Origin of the sequence: Ruegeria sp. THAF57 (assembly GCF_903914075.1) — a bacterium.
Taxonomy (GTDB): Bacteria; Pseudomonadota; Alphaproteobacteria; order Rhodobacterales; family Rhodobacteraceae; genus Ruegeria.
Genome location: NZ_CAIWNQ010000011.1, coordinates 86,630 through 101,465, shown reverse-complemented (window position 1 = coordinate 101,465; position 14,836 = coordinate 86,630). Strand labels below are relative to the sequence as shown.

Here is a 14,836-nt window from a genome sequence, read left to right as displayed (position 1 = left end):
AACCCATACCCTTCGCCACTCGGCGAAGGGTAATCAAACCGCGCACCGTCAAGGTGCAGCGGACGCTAATTGGGTGCGCATAGCAAACGCACCAGACGGAGATACCAAAAATGAGTGCTGGGGTCGGTGTAGATCTTGAGAACCTTTGGATCCGTTTCGGTGACTTCGTCGCCGTTAGGGATGCCAATGTGAATATCAACGGTGGCGATTTCTTTTCGTTCCTCGGGCCGTCTGGTTGTGGCAAAACAACGATTTTGCGCGCCGTGTCGGGCTTTCTGGACCCAAGCGAAGGCAAGGTCCTGATCGGTGGCAACGACATGCGGGGCATCGGGCCGAACAAACGCCCAACCGCACTGATCTTTCAGAATCTTGCGCTGTTTCCCTTGATGAAGGTCTGGGAGAACATAACGTTTTCGATGGAGATAAAAGGCGCCAGCGCTTCTCAGCGGCGCAAACGCGCGGATGAATTGCTGGACATGATTGCGTTGCCCGGTCAGGGCGACAAGCTGCCCAGCGAATTGTCAGGCGGACAGCGCCAGCGCGTTGCAATCGCGCGTGCGTTATGCGCAGAACCTGACGTTTTGTTGCTGGACGAACCCCTTTCGGCGCTTGATCTCAAACTGCGCCAGCACATGCGGACGGAACTGCGAGAGATTCAGCAACGGGTCGGCATCACGTTCATCTACATCACGCACGATCAGGGCGAAGCTCTGACCATGTCGGACAACATTGCTGTCATGCGGGCTGGAGTGATTGACCAGATCGCTGACGGCAAGACGATTTACAACGATCCTAACACGGCATTTGCAGCTTCGTTTGTTGGTGAAAACAATGTGTTCCGAGGAAAGATCAAACAGATCATGGGGACCGAGGCCCTGATCGCCACCAACCGCTCTGGCGATTTGGTGGCGCGGATATCCTCGGCCAATCAAGGCAAGATGAAAGAAGGCGATGAGGCGATGATGTTCATTCGCCCCGAGGCTTTTGCCATTGCGGCCGAAGGTGCATCTGGCAACCATTTCGTGACGGCGCGGGTCAATCACGAAGAGTTCGAGGGCAACGTGTTCAACATCTTCACTGAAGGTGAAGGCGGCAAAGAGATCAAAGTGTCGATCCCGAACCACGGACAGTCCTTCCAAGACCACACCGGACAGAACATCACGCTGGAATACGAGACCCATAACGCGGTTCTGGTCCCGGCGGGTGAACTGGCTGCGGAATAGAGGGTCGGACACATGCCCAAGTTCCTCAAAGAGTTTTTCAATCGCAACGGCACCGGGATGGGGCTGGCGATATTGGGGCTGGTCCTGTTCTGGACCATCGGCCTGATTATCCTGCCTCAATTGTCGATGCTCGACTTTTCGTTCCGCCCGAACCTGCCACCGCCGGAAATTGGCGGACCAAAGGACGTCTACACGCTCGAGAACTATAAATACCTGATTTATGGCCCGGAAGGGGGATCTCAGGACTACAATTCGGTCGACCTCAGGGTGTTCTTCAGGACGCTGCTTGCAGCGGTCTGCGTGACCATATTCAACCTGATCATCTGCTATCCGATCGCCTACTATCTGGGGCAATCCAAGGGCAGTCACATCCGCATTTTCGCGATCATGCTGATCATCCCTTACTGGATCAACGAAATCCTGCGGGCCTTTGCGTTGCGGATCATCTTTGGCGAAACCGGGGTTCTGAACACCCTGTTCATGGGGCTGGGGATCTGGGATACGCCCTTTGACTTTATCCGCAATGACATCGCGCTCTATGCGGGTCTTGGATACGCCTACATCCTGTTGATGATCTTCCCGATCTACAACGTGATCGAAAGTCTCGATCACAACCAGATCGAGGCGGCGCGCGATCTGGGCGCACCTTGGTGGAGGATTCACTGGCGCGTGGTCATTCCCTACGCCAAGCCGGGCATCAGTTCGGGCTGTACGATGGTTTTCATGCTGTCCGCTGGCGCCCTTGCTGCGCCGCAGATTCTGGGCGGCCCGTCCAGCCTGTGGTTCACGCAACTGATCTATCAGCAGTTCAATGACAACAATGACTGGCCGCAAGGTGCCGCCTACGCGATTGTGCTGCTTGTGACTTGCATCTTGTTCGTTCTGGCGGTCATGCGTCTGTTCAAGGTGAACATGGGGGATATCGGGAAATGAACCTCTCTTTCCTTCGTGTAAGCATCTGGGTCTACTTGGCCCTTTTCTTCCTCTACCTGCTTGGTCCGCTTGTGATCATGTCGGTTACGGCGTTCAATTCCTCGGCTTTCCCGCGGATGACGCCGTGGGAGTGTCTGACCTTTCAGTGGTTCGGGGATCTGTTTCAGGACCAGCGTATCCTGAACGGGATCAAGAACTCGCTGATCATCGGTGCAGGAACGGTCGTTCTGTCGGTGGCGATGGGGCTGGCGGGTGCGCTGATGCTGACTCAGATATGGCCCAAGCTGCGCGCGACCTACTACACGATCATCATTGCCCCGATCCTGATACCGGGCGTGGTTCTGGGTATCTCGACGCTTGTATTCTGGGACCGGATCAATCGGATGCTGGGGCTGGGCGCAGATAGCGTTTTGTCAAACGGGGTTTTCCTGACAGTGATCGGTCAGTCCACCTTTATCGCAAGCTACTGCATGCTGGTTCTGGTGGCGCGGTTACAACGCTATGACATGGCGTTAACCGAGGCCGCTCTGGACCTTGGTGCGACCCACGCACAGGCGTTTCGCAAGATCCTGCTGCCTTTCATGCGGCCTGCGATCGCATCGGCGGCTGTGCTGGCATTCCTTGCATCGTTCGAGAACTACAACACAACCACCTTTACCTTTGGCGAATACCCGACACTGACGATCGAACTGGCGCAGAAGGTACGCTATGGCATCACGCCGTCGATCTCGGCCCTGGCCTTCATCATCGTGGCGCTGACCGTGTTCTTTGCCCTGCTGAACGAGGCCAAGCTGAAACGGCAGGAACTGGTTGCAGCCGCGCGCAAGAATGCCACGGTCGAGGAACTGGCGGGGAAAATCAAACTGCCCAGCTTCTTTGCAGGCAACATGGCCGCCGTGCTTCTGGTCGTGTTCGCCGTCGCCACGATTACCGTGGTCGGCACCGCAACCGCGTACAACCCGGCCCAGTGCATTGCTAATGTCAAAGAGGAAAAACGTCTGGAAGCCGAACAGCGTATCCAAGAGCTGCGCAAGCAGCGCGAGGAACAGCGCAAGAAGCGCGAAGCTGAAGAGGCCGAACAAGGCGATGCGGGGCAATCTGCGCCGAAACCTTCAAACAACAGCGGCTTTGGCAACGTGTTCGCGCCGAACACATTGGGCAGCGGTGAAGAAGAAAGCCAGGATACCGAAACGCCACCGGCAAATAACGGTGGATTTGGTGGCGTATTCGACCCAAACAGCCTTAAGTCTGAATAACTGTAAAGCCTGACAAAGGCCGACTGCGCCCGGAGAGGTTACCCCTCTTCGGGCGCGTTTTTTGTCAGTATGGCAACGTCGCACGCGTTGATCTTTATTCCGTTCCATTCCACGGGTGTTGCGTTGTAGTTGATCAGGAACGTATGGCTCTTGGTGTCTCGCCGACGAAGACCGTCGGGCATCGGGTGCAGCGCCAATCCCACCTGTTGCGATGCCGTATTGATCACGCGATCCCAAAGCGCCTCGTCCGGGAAGCCCGCCAGATACCAAAACCCATTTTCACCTTTCAGGGCAGAGGTGCCATCCTCAAAGGTCAGCAGATCGGGCGCTGACCCGGACAAACGGTCTACCCAGTGCTGGGCTGCGCCGCCACCGTCGACGTTGCGCTTTATCGACGGGGGTAGCGTCTCAACCAGATCAACATCACAGTCCAAACCCGACAAGCCTGGGCGTCCTGTTTTCGGAATTTGGAAATCCGGCGTGATCGCCCCTGTGCGCGGGCCGAGGACGGCCAGATCACATCCATTGCTCAAGCGTCTTTCAAGGTCGGTGTCCACACTGGCCAGACCCGGCACAAGGATCACTTTGTAAGCGTTCTCGGGAATGTTGTCCGAGGATAGGAAATCGACTGAAAGTCCGGCGCGCCGAAGGGTGCGGTAGGCCGAGAACACCAGGCGGAAGTAATCGAACCCAGCGCCTTGTGGTTGAGTTGCCCACGCCCAGTCAGACGCATAGTCGAAAAGGATGGCAACATCGGCCTTGCAGTGTTGGACTTCGCCCAGTTGGGACAACACATCACAAGTTTGCCGTGCTTCGGACAAGCCCGGTGCAGGTCTGTTGTTCGACGTTAACAATCCTGCATGCATCTGTTCTTGGGCAAACGGAGCCTGCCGCCACCGAAAATAACTGACCACTTCGGCGCCATGAGCTACCGCTTCAAGCGACCAGAGCCGCACCATCCCCGGCAGAGGTGCCGGATTGTACGGTGCCCAGTTCACCGGACCCGGTTGCTGTTCCATGACCCACCAGCGCCCGTGCCCGACCGCGCGATAAAGGTCGTGATGAAACGCCTGCATGTCGGGATCACCCTGCTGCAGAAAGGCGGTTTTGTGCGCCTCATCAGCCTCAAGCCTGTCTGACAGGAACCCGATGGGATAGCTATCCCATGTGGCGATATCCAGATCTGCCCCGACTTTGAAGTGATCAAACTCCAGCGTGCGCCCCATGTAGTTGTGCAATAGGGGCGCTTTTGTCAGAGGGCGCAGAGCATCGACCTGCGCCTTGTTGAACTTTACCACCTGATCGGAACTGAACCGACGAAAGGCCAGGACATGCGCGGGGTTTGGTTCCGTCACGGTCTGATTTGGCAGGTCGATCTGATCGAACCCGTCATATTCCATCGACCAGAAGACATTACCCCAGGCAGAGTTCAACGCATCAATGGTGCCGTATTTGTCCTCAAGCCAGCTTTGAAAGGCGCGCAGGGCAGGGTCGCTGTAACTGAGTGTCGTGTCGTGGCAGCCGAATTCATTGTCGATCTGCCAAGCGGCGACATGGGGATTAGACCCGTAACGCTCGCCCATGATCTGGGCAATACGGGCGCATTCGGCAACATACCCTTTGTGACTGAAACAATAATGTCGGCGCGATCCGAACTTCCGCGGCTGCCCCTGCGCGTCAATCGCCAACATGTCGGGGTGTTTTTCCTGCATCCATCTTGGCGGCGTCGCTGTTGGTGTTCCCATCACGATCTTAAGCCCGGCCGACCCGAGTGTTTCAACAGCGCGGTCCAACCAGTCAAATTGCAGGTCGCCTGCGGTTGGTTCCAGTCGGCTCCAGGCGAACTCACCGATCCGAACCCAGCTCAGCCCGGTTTCGATCATCTGTCGGGCGTCGTCCGCCCACATTTCCTCGGGCCAATGCTCGGGATAGTAACAAACGCCAAGTTCTGGCTTCATAGGATGACTCTGTGTTCTGGTTGCCCTTTGGCGACATCAGTCGCGGCAAAGGTCATTCCGTTCGAGGGGTGTTGTGAGAGAGTGGTTTGATCCAAACCCTCCCGCGCGGTTGTGCAATAGAGTGTGGTTAGGTTTGCGCCGCCAAATGCCGGGCATGAGACATGTGCAGCGGGAAAGGCCACGGCTATTAGGAACTGCCCATCAGCGTCATACGCCGCCACCCGGTGCGCGCCCCATTGCGCGATCCAGATATTCCCTTCTGTATCCACAACTGCGCCATCGGGGTTCAAACCGTCCACCCGCAGATCGAGGAAAACAGTGCTTTCGCCCTCGGGCCATCCGGTTTCGGCATTTAGCGCCCAACGCATAACTTGTTTGGTCACTGTGTCGGTGTAGTACGCATAAGACCGGTCCGGTGCGAAACAAATGGCATTCGAGATCGTGATATTGGGAACAAGCTGTCGCAATTCACCTTGCCAATAGCGATAGATCGCGCCTGCACCCTGCTCGGCGCTTTTACCCATCGTGCCAATCCAGAAACCGCCCCAAGGGTCGGCGCGGCCATCGTTTGATCGCGTGACAGGATTGTCAGCCTCCAACGGCATGACAAGGTCTTTCGTGTTACATGACAGATCGAAACGCCACAGCCCGGTTTCAGACGCAATCAGTAAGGTGTTCTCATCCACCCATCCCGCGGCCGAAACATGTTCCGGGAAATCCCAGCGAAGTTGTTCGCCGTCCACTTGCGACATCATGCGTTTGTTGATGATGTCGAACCAGAAAAGCTGATGCCTTTCGGGGTGCCATAACGGTCCCTCGCCCAATTCGCAGGGGCGATTGTCAAAAACCGGGCTCATCTGGCGGCCGTGTCATAAGCTGATACGATCTGCCGTGCCCGGTCGGCGACCTCTTGCACCGACAGACCCGGCTTGAACAGCGCAGAGCCTATGCCGAAACCGTCTGCACCGGCCTTGATCCATTCGGCAAAATTTTCAGGGCCGGCACCGCCCACAGCAAAGATTAACGATCCCGCAGGCAGGACCGGACGCAATGCCACCAGGCCAGAGGGCCCAGCCATTACACCGGGAAAAAGTTTCAACCCTGTCGCGCCCGCCTTGAGCGCGGTGAAGGCTTCGGTTGGAGAATAAACTCCGGGCCAGCTCTGCATGCCCAGTTCAACCGTGCGATGGATGACTTCGGGGTCGCAGTTTGGCGATACGACAAGCTTTCCGCCAACGCGGGCCACATCGTTTACTTGCTGGGATGTCAGAACGGTTCCCGCTCCGATCAATGCCTGATCGCCAAACTTCTCAACCAGAATTGAGATACTGTCTAACGGGTCGGGTGAATTCAGCGGAACTTCGATCCGGTCAATGCCTGCTTCGATCAGGGCATGTCCGATTTCGGCTGCTTCGGTGGGTTGCAGTCCACGAAGGATGGCAATGATAGGGCGGCTCATACAGTTTGCCTCGTCAGCATGCGGGCTTGAAACAGACCCGCCAATGTGGATTGGGTTGCGTTAACAGTCTCAACAAGAGCACCTTGTTGCTTGAGGGCGCTTTCATAGACCTTTGCGATGCCTTCCGCGCCAATGATCGCAATTTGCTGACCCAGCCAGTACGGGCGTGTCGCCGCAAGTTCCGCGCCAATCAGAAACCCTGAAAGATGTGCCCGTGCCACACCGGGATCTTCACCGCGCAACAGATCAGCGGCCCGTAAGCCAAATAATCGTGCTGCAAGCTGTTCCGGTTTCGACAAGGTGTCCGTGACCGCTTCGGCAAAGGCGACGTCGTCCCAGCCTTCGCCGACCGAATGCCTTAGAACCGATTGTCCGCGCAAAAGCTCAAACAATTCACCGGTCATGAACGTTCGGAAACTGACGACCTCATCGGCACTGATCTGCACCCACTTGGTATGGGTCCCCGGCAGGCAGAGGACGCCGTCCCAGTTTTGGCGGCCAGCTAAAAATCCGGCGATCTGGGTTTCTTCACCGCGCATGACATCTGGAGGAGCGTTTTGTTTCAACCCCGGCACAACAAACGTCCGAATGCGTGGATCCGTGTCGGGCACACGGATTGGGGCCGACGGAAGAGGGGCAACAGGAACAGTGGAATAGGGGGCCTCGACCCAGCCTTGCCTTGCCCCGACCATACCGCACGCGACAACGTCGGTTGTCGTGCCGCCCAGCCAGTCTTCGATCAGTTCCAACAGTGCAGGCTGAAACTCGGTTTTTCTCAGACGGCCCATGCCATTGTCGGATTCGGCTTGATCCAGGATTTTTTCACCCTGCATTGCCCAAACCCGTAGATGAGAGGTTCCCCAGTCTGCTGCGATCCAATCGACGCTCATTGCATTACCCCGTCACCACCACGCCACCGTCGACAACCATGCATTGACCTGTCATCGCACCGCTGGCCCGCGAGGCCAGAAACAAGGTTGGTTCGATCATGTCGTCTGGCGTCAGGTGTTCCTTGAGGCATTGCCGGTCCAGATGCGCGGCCAGATCCTCAGGGGTTGCCCACATATCCAACTGCTTTTGCGTCAGCACCCAGCCGGGTGCCAGGGCGTTTACCCGGATATTCTGCGGCCCAAGCTCACGCGCCAGCGACCGGGTCATCCCGGTAATACCGGCGTTTGAGGTTGTATAAATTGGATAACCGGCGTTGCCCATCATGTAGCTGATCGAACTGAAATTGATGATGGACCCGCCCTTGTTTTGCATCTGCCGGGCGGCCTCCTGGCAGGCAAAGTAATATGCTTTCAGGTTCACCTCGATCATCCAGTCCCAGAATTCGGTTGTGGTTTCTTCAAGAGAGTGGCGCTTGTCGTTCGCGGCGTTATTCACCAAAACACTGATCGGGCCATATGCCTCGGCCGTTTTGTTCATCGTCGCGTGCAGCAACTCGGTATCCGTCATGTCGCCCTGCATAAACAAGGGGGCACGGCCATGTTTTTCGCGCATCTGTTCGACAAATTCGCTGGCGTCTGAGCGGCCTATAAAGGCGACGTTTGCACCCTGAGCCATAAACCCGTCGGTCAGCGACGCGCCAACACCCGATCCGCCGCCGGTGATGTAGACAGTGGCCCCGTTCAGGTCGTGAAATGTGGCTGGTTGATCCATCAATGGCTCTCTCTGGTAACTAGGCGGGTGTCTTTGCCGACTAGAAAATCAAGGTCCGCGCCCTGATCGGCCTGCAAGACGTGGTCAATGTAAAGTTTCGCGTAACCACGGGTGTAGTGCGGGTCGTCCGGTTGCCACGCTGCGCGGCGTGCGTCCAGCTCGGTTTGGTCAACCAAAAGTTCCAGCTCGCCCTTACTGGCTGATACACGGACGCGGTCACCGGTTTTGACCAGCGCCAGCGTGCCACCCGCCTGTGCTTCGGGGCTGACATGCAGAATGACGGTGCCGAAAGCCGTGCCAGACATGCGCGCGTCCGAGATACGGATCATGTCGCGCACACCGTCTTTCACCAGTTTGGCTGGGATCGGCATATTGCCCACCTCGGGCATCCCCGGATACCCCTTGGGCCCGCACCCCTTGAGGACCAGAATTGTGTCGGGTGTGACCGGCAGGTCTTCGCGGTCAATATTGGCTTTCAGATCTTCGATGCTTTCAAATACATAGGCTTCAGCTTCGGTCTCAAGCAATTCATCTGTTGCGGCCGAGGGTTTCACGATCGCCCCGTTGGGCGCCAGATTGCCACGCAGTACACGCAGACCAGCTGCGGGTTTCACGGGATCATCAAAGCCGCGGATCACATCGCGGTTAAAACACTCAGCCCCTTCGTAATGAGCCGAGATATCTTTGTTCAGCACGGTTTTCGCGGGTCGTAGGAAGGGTTTCAATTCGTTCAAAACCACCGGAACACCGCCTGCGTAGCAGAAGTCTTCCATCAAGTATTGGCCCGAGGGCATACAGTTCACCAACAGGGGAATGTCTGACCCGATCTCAAAATCCTTCAGCGTCAGGTCCACTCCGACACGACCTGCCAGAGCCAACAGGTGCACGACCGCATTGGTCGATCCGCCGACCGCCGCGTTGGTCAAGATGGCGTTTTCAAACGCTTCCTTTGTCAGAATGTCCGACGGTTTCAGGTCTTCGTCCACCATCTCGACAATTCGTTTGCCGGTGAGATGCGCCAGCGCCATGCGCCGAGCGTCAACGGCGGGCAGGGCGGCGTTGGTGGGCAGGCTCATCCCCATCGCCTCGACCAATGAAGCCATGGTTGAGGCCGTGCCCATTGTCATGCAGACACCTGCGCTGCGCGACATGCCGGATTCAGCGTTCATGAAATCCTGCAGGGTCATCTCTCCGGCACGCACGGCTTCTGAGAACTTCCAGACATCCGTGCCCGAACCAATGTCTTGCCCCCGATACTTGCCGTTCAGCATCGGGCCAGAGCTGACCACGATGGACGGCAGATCGACCGAGGCCGCGCCCATCAACTGCCCCGGCGTGGTCTTGTCGCAGCCGCCCAGCAAGACGACACCGTCGATACCATAGGCGCGAATGGATTCCTCGACATCCATGGCCAGAAGGTTGCGAAACAGCATTGCGGTTGGCTTCATCTGCGTTTCGCCCAGCGACATGACCGGGAATTCCACCGGAAAGCCCCCGGCCTCCCACACGCCGCGTTTGACACCCTCGGCCAGATCACGCAGGCCCGAGTTGCATGGGGTCAGTTCGGACCACGTGTTACAAATGCCGATGACCGGGCGGCCATCAAAAGCGTGATCAGGAAAACCCTGGTTCTTCATCCACGAGCGGTGAATGAATCCGTCCTTGTCCAGCTTTCCGTACCAGTGTTCCGAGCGGCGTTTCTTGGTCATTAGCTTTGCCCTTTCAAGCGGCTTTGGCGGGTTGGCACCAGTCGGGCAGCCAATCGGAATGTGCTGTCAGAAGATCGCTGACCAGATTGCGGATCTGGCGCAAATCCAATTCGGCGGCTGTATGCGGGTCCATCATTGCAGCGTGATAAATGAACTGTGGATTTTGTTCGACCAAAGCCCGAACGGTCAGTTCCTGCACGTTTATCTGAGTGCGCATCAGGGCAACTAGTTGCGGCGGTATATCCGTCACAACGGATGGCTGAACACCATTGCTGTCTACAAGACAGGGTGTTTCAACAGCTGCGCCAAGCGGCAATTGCGGAATCTGTCCGGTATTGGGCAGGTTGCCATAGGCCACATAGGGCGTGTCGGTGACAATCGCGTTCATCAGATCGGCGGCAAACTCATGGCTGCGCTTTACTTCGATGTTGCGGCCATCGGTAAGCGTTTTGGCCTGTTCCTTCCAATTGGCGACTTGTTCTTCGCAACGTGTCGGATACTCGTCCAATGGAATCCCGAACTGGTCAATCAGGTCCTGCCGCCCCTCTTTGATGAACCAAGGGACATACTCGGCCAGGTGCTCCGAACTTTCGGTGCAGAAATAACCCAAGTGATCCATCACTTCGTATCGCACCTTGTTCGGACACCGAGGCATCAACAACGGACCTTTGGGAATCTGCCCTCCGGCATAGCCATGACGAAGCGCCGGGTAAAGGTCGCGCCCTTTGTGTTCAAGCCGTAAGAAGAAGGCGACGTGGTTTACGCCTGCAACCTTGTATCGGATGTCATCCTTGGGCAGGTCCAGATCATGGGCCAGTTCCTCGACCGTGTTCTGGACCGAATGGCACAGACCCACGTGCTTTAAGGCTGGGAATTGTTCGGCCAGCGCCCAGGTGTTGATGGCCATGGGGTTGACGTATTGCAGCAACGTCGCGTTGGGGCAAAGCTGCATCATGTCTTGCGCGACGTCCCAGAGAACAGGAACGGTCCGCAGACCACGCATTATGCCGCCAACGCCCAGCGTGTCGGCGATGGTTTGGCGCAGGCCGTATTGTTTTGGGATTTCGAAATCAGTGACCGTGCAGGGGTTGTAGCCGCCCACCTGAAACGCGGTGATCACAAAATCTGCGCCGTCAAGCGCCGCTCGTCGGTCTGTGTGCGTGGTGACCGTCGCGCCTGTCCCGACCGACCGGATCATGGCCTTGGCTACGGCTTCGCTTTCAGCCAACCTTTCTGGGTCGATGTCCATCAGCGCAAAGTGGCTGTCCGACAGGGACGGGGTAAGCAGCGCATCACCTACGATGTTTTGCATGAAAATCGTGGAGCCTGCTCCAACGAATGCAATCTTGGTCATTTTGCAAACCTTTGGCTTGGCGTTATTTTACAGCACCGAGGGTCAATCCCGCGATGAAATGCTTCTGCATTAGAAAGAACATTGCGACCGGCGGCAGGGCCGCGACGATGGAACCGGCACTCATCAATTGATAGGCGGCGCGAAACTGGGCGTTAAAGCTAGTGATCCCTGCGGTAACCGGTTGGCTTTCAGCGCCTTGAGTCAGGACGACGGCCCAGAAGTAATCGTTCCAGATGAAGGTAAAGATCAGAACGCTGAGCGCTGCAATCGCCGGTTTCATCAGTGGGAGGACGACGTACCAGAAGATGCGCCATTCGCTGATGCCCTCGACCCGGGCCGCTTCGATCAACTCGAACGGAAGAGCGCGGATAAAGTTACGCATGAACAGCGTGCAAAAGCCCGTTTGGAACGCGATGTGAAACAGGACAAGGCCGGTTTTGGTGTTGTACAGACCCAGTTGCAGCGTCAAGTCGCGCACCGGAACCATCAGAATTTGGAACGGTACGAAATTACCCGCCACGAACATGAAGAAAATCCATAGGTTCGATTTGAACTTGTAAATCCCCAGCGCAAACCCGGTCATGCAACTAAGAGCAACGGCCCCGATCACCGTTGGGATTGTGATCAGGAACGAGTTCAGCAGATACCGCGGCATGTCCGAGTTGAAGAAGACTTGCCCATAGTTGAACGCACCTTCAAAGCTGGACGGTAGGCCCCAATAGTTCGCATTGGTAAAATCCGCAGCCGGTTTGACCGAGAACAGAGCAACAGCCAGCAACGGCCCCAGCCACAACAAAAGGGCAAGCGGCAACATGGCCTGATACGAAATCTGCGCCGCGCGAGATTGCTTTTCGATAGGTTTGGGAAACATCTCAGTGCCCTCTCTCTTCGCGGTACATCGACCATAGGAAATAGGCGATGAAGCAGAGCATGATCAGGAACAGGATCACCGCGATGGCCGCGCCGTAGCCCATACGGAAACCATATTCGGACAGCGCAACCTCGAACATGTAATAGGCCAGCACGCGGGATGATCCGAACGGCCCCCCTTGGGTCATGATCGAGATCAGGTCGAAGGACCGCAGCGCGCCGATGATTGTCACTACAAAGGCAATGAATGTGGCAGGACGCAGTTGCGGCAGAATGATGTGCCATAACATGCGCGCGCCTTTAGCGCCGTCCAGACGTCCGGCCTCGATCTGTTCGGGGTCCACGGCGTTCAGGCCCGTCAGATAAAGGATCATGCAATACGCCGTCTGCGGCCAGAGGCCCGCGAAGATGATGCCGTATGTGACGAACCGCTCATCCCCCAGAACATTCAGGGGTTCGATGCCGAAGACGCCGAGGAATTCGTTCAACAGCCCGAATGTCGGGTCATAGAACCATGTGAAAACCAGCCCAACAACGACCTGAGAAATGACGAAGGGAAAGAAAAACAAAGACTTGTACAGTCGGATGCCCCAAACCGTCTGGTTCAGGAAAAGAGCGATGAACAAACCCGCGGGAATAGCCGCCAGATAGAGGATCAGCCAAATCAGGTTGTTCTTGAGTGATACAAAGAACGCATCCCGGTCGACCCATTCCCAATACAGGTCTTCGTAGTTGCGAAACCCGACATATTCGGCCGAGCCAAGCCCGTCCCATTCATAAAGTGACAAATTGAAGGACTGAAAGACCGGTATGATCACGTAGACCATGAAAAACAACAGGCCAGGGGCCAGAAACAGCCAGGGCGCAATGCGTTGTTGATTTCGGTGGAACCAGCTTTCTTGTTCCGGGGTGTCGACAGCGGACATGGGGTATCTCGGGTCTGGTGGGGTGAAGGCGGGCTGAAGCCCGCCCTACAATTGAGGGTGACGCAGGCCGGGCGTTCGCCCGGCCCATGCCGGATCAGTTGTCGTAGATACGCTGACGTGCGCGCTCGAGCTTTGCGAGGATCTTGTCCGCGTTGTCAGGCTTGACCATGAATTCCTGGAAACCTTCCATCGACACCTTGGCCATTTCCGCCGGAGCGTCGCGGTCCCAGAACTGGGCCACACCACCGGGGCTGTTCGACGAAAGCATCTCGAAGCCTTGGTTCAGGAATTTGTCGTTATCGACCGAAGACTTGGCATTGACCGGAAGTTGACCAAGGTTCGAGCCGTTGTTGATTTCGGTCTGCTCATCAGCCGAAACAACGAACCGCAGGAACTCGCGTGCGGCTTCCTTGTTCGATGCGTTCGACGGGATGTGGAACGTATCGGTTGGTGCGTCTTCTGCCAATTCAACATCGGGGTTGATGGCCACGAACTGGTAGAAGTCAAGTTGATCGTCGCTGAGGCCCGCCTCGCGCAGCGGCGCGACGGCGAAGTTACCCATCAAGTAGGCGGCCGCTTCACCGTTGACCATGAAGGGCAGGGCTTCCTGCCAGCTATAGGTCTGGTGGTTGTCGATGAAGGCGCCCATATCAATCAGTTGCTTCCAGTTCGCGAAGGTCTGTTTGACGCGGTCATCTTCCCAGCTCACCTCACCATTGGCCAGTTGCTGATGGAAGTCGAAGCCGTTGGTGCGCATGTTCAGATAGTCGAACCAGCCACCCGCGGTCCAAAGGAACTTGGTGCCGATCGTATAGCAGGCCCGGCCTGAATCGACGATTTTCTGGCAGTTTGCCAGTTCTTCTTCCCAAGTGGTCGGCTCGGACAGGCCCAGCTCATCAAAGATGTCTTTGCGGTAGTATACACCCCACTGATAGTAGGTATAGGGCACGCCCCACTGCTTGCCGTCGATGGTCATTGCACCCTTGGTCGATGCGAGGTTTTCGGCGATCTCAGGCTCGGCCCACAGGTCGGACACATCTTCGAACAGGCCGGCCTCGACATAGGGTTTCATACGGTTGGCGGCGTACCACGTCGCGACATCGGGCGTGTCGGCGGTCAGAAAGTTCCGAATTTGGGTCTTGTATGCCTCGCGGTCGATAACCGTGGTTTCGATTTCCAGACCGGGATGTTGTTCCGCGAAACGGTCGATCATCGCTTCCATCGTCGCGCGCGGCGCAGGGTTGGACGTATCAAGAAAGATTCGCAGCTCACCAGTCAGTTCGGCATAGGCTGGAACAACGAGTGCAACGCTCATGGCCAGCGCAGCCGTCGTGCGCTTGTAAATGGAATGCATAGTTTCCTCCCTTAGCTTCCATTTGGTTCCAAATATTGAAACCTAGTTTTATATATTGAAAACTACACATCGAATCGGTTAGCCTTGTCAAGACCCTCGTGCGGATGCCGATGGATCAATGGGAGGAGAAAG

The 14,836-nt window shown here is 56.6% G+C and carries 13 protein-coding genes; 3 read left to right on the top strand and 10 right to left on the bottom strand.

Features of this window, described 5'->3' with window-relative positions:
* Window positions 1–110 precede the first annotated feature (110 nt).
* From RUESEDTHA_RS19720 to RUESEDTHA_RS19710, 3 genes are read left to right on the top strand one after another with little or no spacing between them, the layout of a single operon-like run.
* Complete coding sequence (locus tag RUESEDTHA_RS19720; RefSeq protein WP_180888374.1) at window positions 111–1,223, top strand: ABC transporter ATP-binding protein; 1,113 nt, start codon at window positions 111–113, stop codon at window positions 1,221–1,223.
* A 12-nt stretch (window positions 1,224–1,235) separates the two neighbouring features.
* Complete coding sequence (locus RUESEDTHA_RS19715; RefSeq protein WP_171125111.1) at window positions 1,236–2,156, top strand: ABC transporter permease; 921 nt, start codon at window positions 1,236–1,238, stop codon at window positions 2,154–2,156.
* Window positions 2,153–3,412 (top strand): ABC transporter permease, encoded by a 1,260-nt coding sequence (locus RUESEDTHA_RS19710; protein WP_171123311.1) that lies wholly within the window; start codon window positions 2,153–2,155, stop codon window positions 3,410–3,412. Before RUESEDTHA_RS19715 ends, RUESEDTHA_RS19710 begins: the two co-directional genes overlap by 4 nt.
* 38 nt (window positions 3,413–3,450) lie before the next feature.
* Here RUESEDTHA_RS19710 and RUESEDTHA_RS19705 read toward each other — a convergent pair whose 3' ends face one another.
* The 10 genes from RUESEDTHA_RS19705 to RUESEDTHA_RS19660 form a co-directional block, all read right to left on the bottom strand.
* On the bottom strand, window positions 3,451–5,370 hold the full coding sequence (locus RUESEDTHA_RS19705; protein WP_180888373.1) for a beta-galactosidase: 1,920 nt from the start codon (window positions 5,368–5,370) through the stop codon (window positions 3,451–3,453).
* Window positions 5,367–6,227, bottom strand: a complete 861-nt coding sequence (locus tag RUESEDTHA_RS19700) for an SMP-30/gluconolactonase/LRE family protein (RefSeq protein ID WP_180888372.1) — start codon at window positions 6,225–6,227, stop codon at window positions 5,367–5,369. The genes RUESEDTHA_RS19705 and RUESEDTHA_RS19700 overlap by 4 nt, the downstream gene beginning before the upstream one ends.
* Complete coding sequence (locus tag RUESEDTHA_RS19695) at window positions 6,224–6,829, bottom strand: 2-dehydro-3-deoxy-6-phosphogalactonate aldolase (protein ID WP_180888371.1); 606 nt, start codon at window positions 6,827–6,829, stop codon at window positions 6,224–6,226. The genes RUESEDTHA_RS19700 and RUESEDTHA_RS19695 overlap by 4 nt, the downstream gene beginning before the upstream one ends.
* Window positions 6,826–7,719, bottom strand: coding sequence for a 2-dehydro-3-deoxygalactonokinase (locus RUESEDTHA_RS19690; protein WP_180888370.1), 894 nt, complete (start codon window positions 7,717–7,719; stop codon window positions 6,826–6,828). Before RUESEDTHA_RS19690 ends, RUESEDTHA_RS19695 begins: the two co-directional genes overlap by 4 nt.
* Window positions 7,720–7,723: 4 nt before the next feature.
* Complete coding sequence (locus tag RUESEDTHA_RS19685) at window positions 7,724–8,491, bottom strand: SDR family NAD(P)-dependent oxidoreductase (RefSeq protein ID WP_180888369.1); 768 nt, start codon at window positions 8,489–8,491, stop codon at window positions 7,724–7,726.
* Window positions 8,491–10,200 carry an IlvD/Edd family dehydratase gene (locus RUESEDTHA_RS19680; RefSeq protein WP_180888368.1) on the bottom strand — a complete coding sequence of 570 codons (1,710 nt, stop codon included), beginning with the start codon at window positions 10,198–10,200 and terminating at the stop codon, window positions 8,491–8,493. Before RUESEDTHA_RS19680 ends, RUESEDTHA_RS19685 begins: the two co-directional genes overlap by 1 nt.
* Window positions 10,201–10,213: 13 nt before the next feature.
* The gene (locus RUESEDTHA_RS19675; protein ID WP_180888367.1) at window positions 10,214–11,554 is read right to left on the bottom strand and encodes an alpha-glucosidase/alpha-galactosidase; all 1,341 of its coding nucleotides are present in this window, start codon (window positions 11,552–11,554) and stop codon (window positions 10,214–10,216) included.
* Between the two features lie 22 nt (window positions 11,555–11,576).
* Window positions 11,577–12,425, bottom strand: coding sequence for a carbohydrate ABC transporter permease (locus RUESEDTHA_RS19670; RefSeq protein WP_180888366.1), 849 nt, complete (start codon window positions 12,423–12,425; stop codon window positions 11,577–11,579).
* Between the two features lies 1 nt (window position 12,426).
* Window positions 12,427–13,350 (bottom strand): carbohydrate ABC transporter permease, encoded by a 924-nt coding sequence (locus RUESEDTHA_RS19665; RefSeq protein ID WP_180888365.1) that lies wholly within the window; start codon window positions 13,348–13,350, stop codon window positions 12,427–12,429.
* Window positions 13,351–13,444: 94 nt separating this feature from the next.
* Entirely contained in the window at window positions 13,445–14,704 is a 1,260-nt protein-coding gene (locus RUESEDTHA_RS19660; RefSeq protein WP_180888364.1) for an ABC transporter substrate-binding protein, read from the bottom strand.
* Window positions 14,705–14,836 lie beyond the last annotated feature (132 nt).

Coding starts and splice junctions, on each gene's coding strand:
- RUESEDTHA_RS19715 (WP_171125111.1), top strand. CDS start 1,236: ATGCCCAAGTTCCTCAAAGAGTTTTTCAATCGCAACGGCACCGGGATG.
- RUESEDTHA_RS19710 (WP_171123311.1), top strand. CDS start 2,153: ATGAACCTCTCTTTCCTTCGTGTAAGCATCTGGGTCTACTTGGCCCTT.
- RUESEDTHA_RS19685 (WP_180888369.1), bottom strand. CDS start 8,491: ATGGATCAACCAGCCACATTTCACGACCTGAACGGGGCCACTGTCTAC.
- RUESEDTHA_RS19670 (WP_180888366.1), bottom strand. CDS start 12,425: ATGTTTCCCAAACCTATCGAAAAGCAATCTCGCGCGGCGCAGATTTCG.
- RUESEDTHA_RS19680 (WP_180888368.1), bottom strand. CDS start 10,200: ATGACCAAGAAACGCCGCTCGGAACACTGGTACGGAAAGCTGGACAAG.
- RUESEDTHA_RS19660 (WP_180888364.1), bottom strand. CDS start 14,704: ATGCATTCCATTTACAAGCGCACGACGGCTGCGCTGGCCATGAGCGTT.
- RUESEDTHA_RS19720 (WP_180888374.1), top strand. CDS start 111: ATGAGTGCTGGGGTCGGTGTAGATCTTGAGAACCTTTGGATCCGTTTC.
- RUESEDTHA_RS19665 (WP_180888365.1), bottom strand. CDS start 13,350: ATGTCCGCTGTCGACACCCCGGAACAAGAAAGCTGGTTCCACCGAAAT.
- RUESEDTHA_RS19705 (WP_180888373.1), bottom strand. CDS start 5,370: ATGAAGCCAGAACTTGGCGTTTGTTACTATCCCGAGCATTGGCCCGAG.
- RUESEDTHA_RS19675 (WP_180888367.1), bottom strand. CDS start 11,554: ATGACCAAGATTGCATTCGTTGGAGCAGGCTCCACGATTTTCATGCAA.
- RUESEDTHA_RS19700 (WP_180888372.1), bottom strand. CDS start 6,227: ATGAGCCCGGTTTTTGACAATCGCCCCTGCGAATTGGGCGAGGGACCG.
- RUESEDTHA_RS19695 (WP_180888371.1), bottom strand. CDS start 6,829: ATGAGCCGCCCTATCATTGCCATCCTTCGTGGACTGCAACCCACCGAA.
- RUESEDTHA_RS19690 (WP_180888370.1), bottom strand. CDS start 7,719: ATGAGCGTCGATTGGATCGCAGCAGACTGGGGAACCTCTCATCTACGG.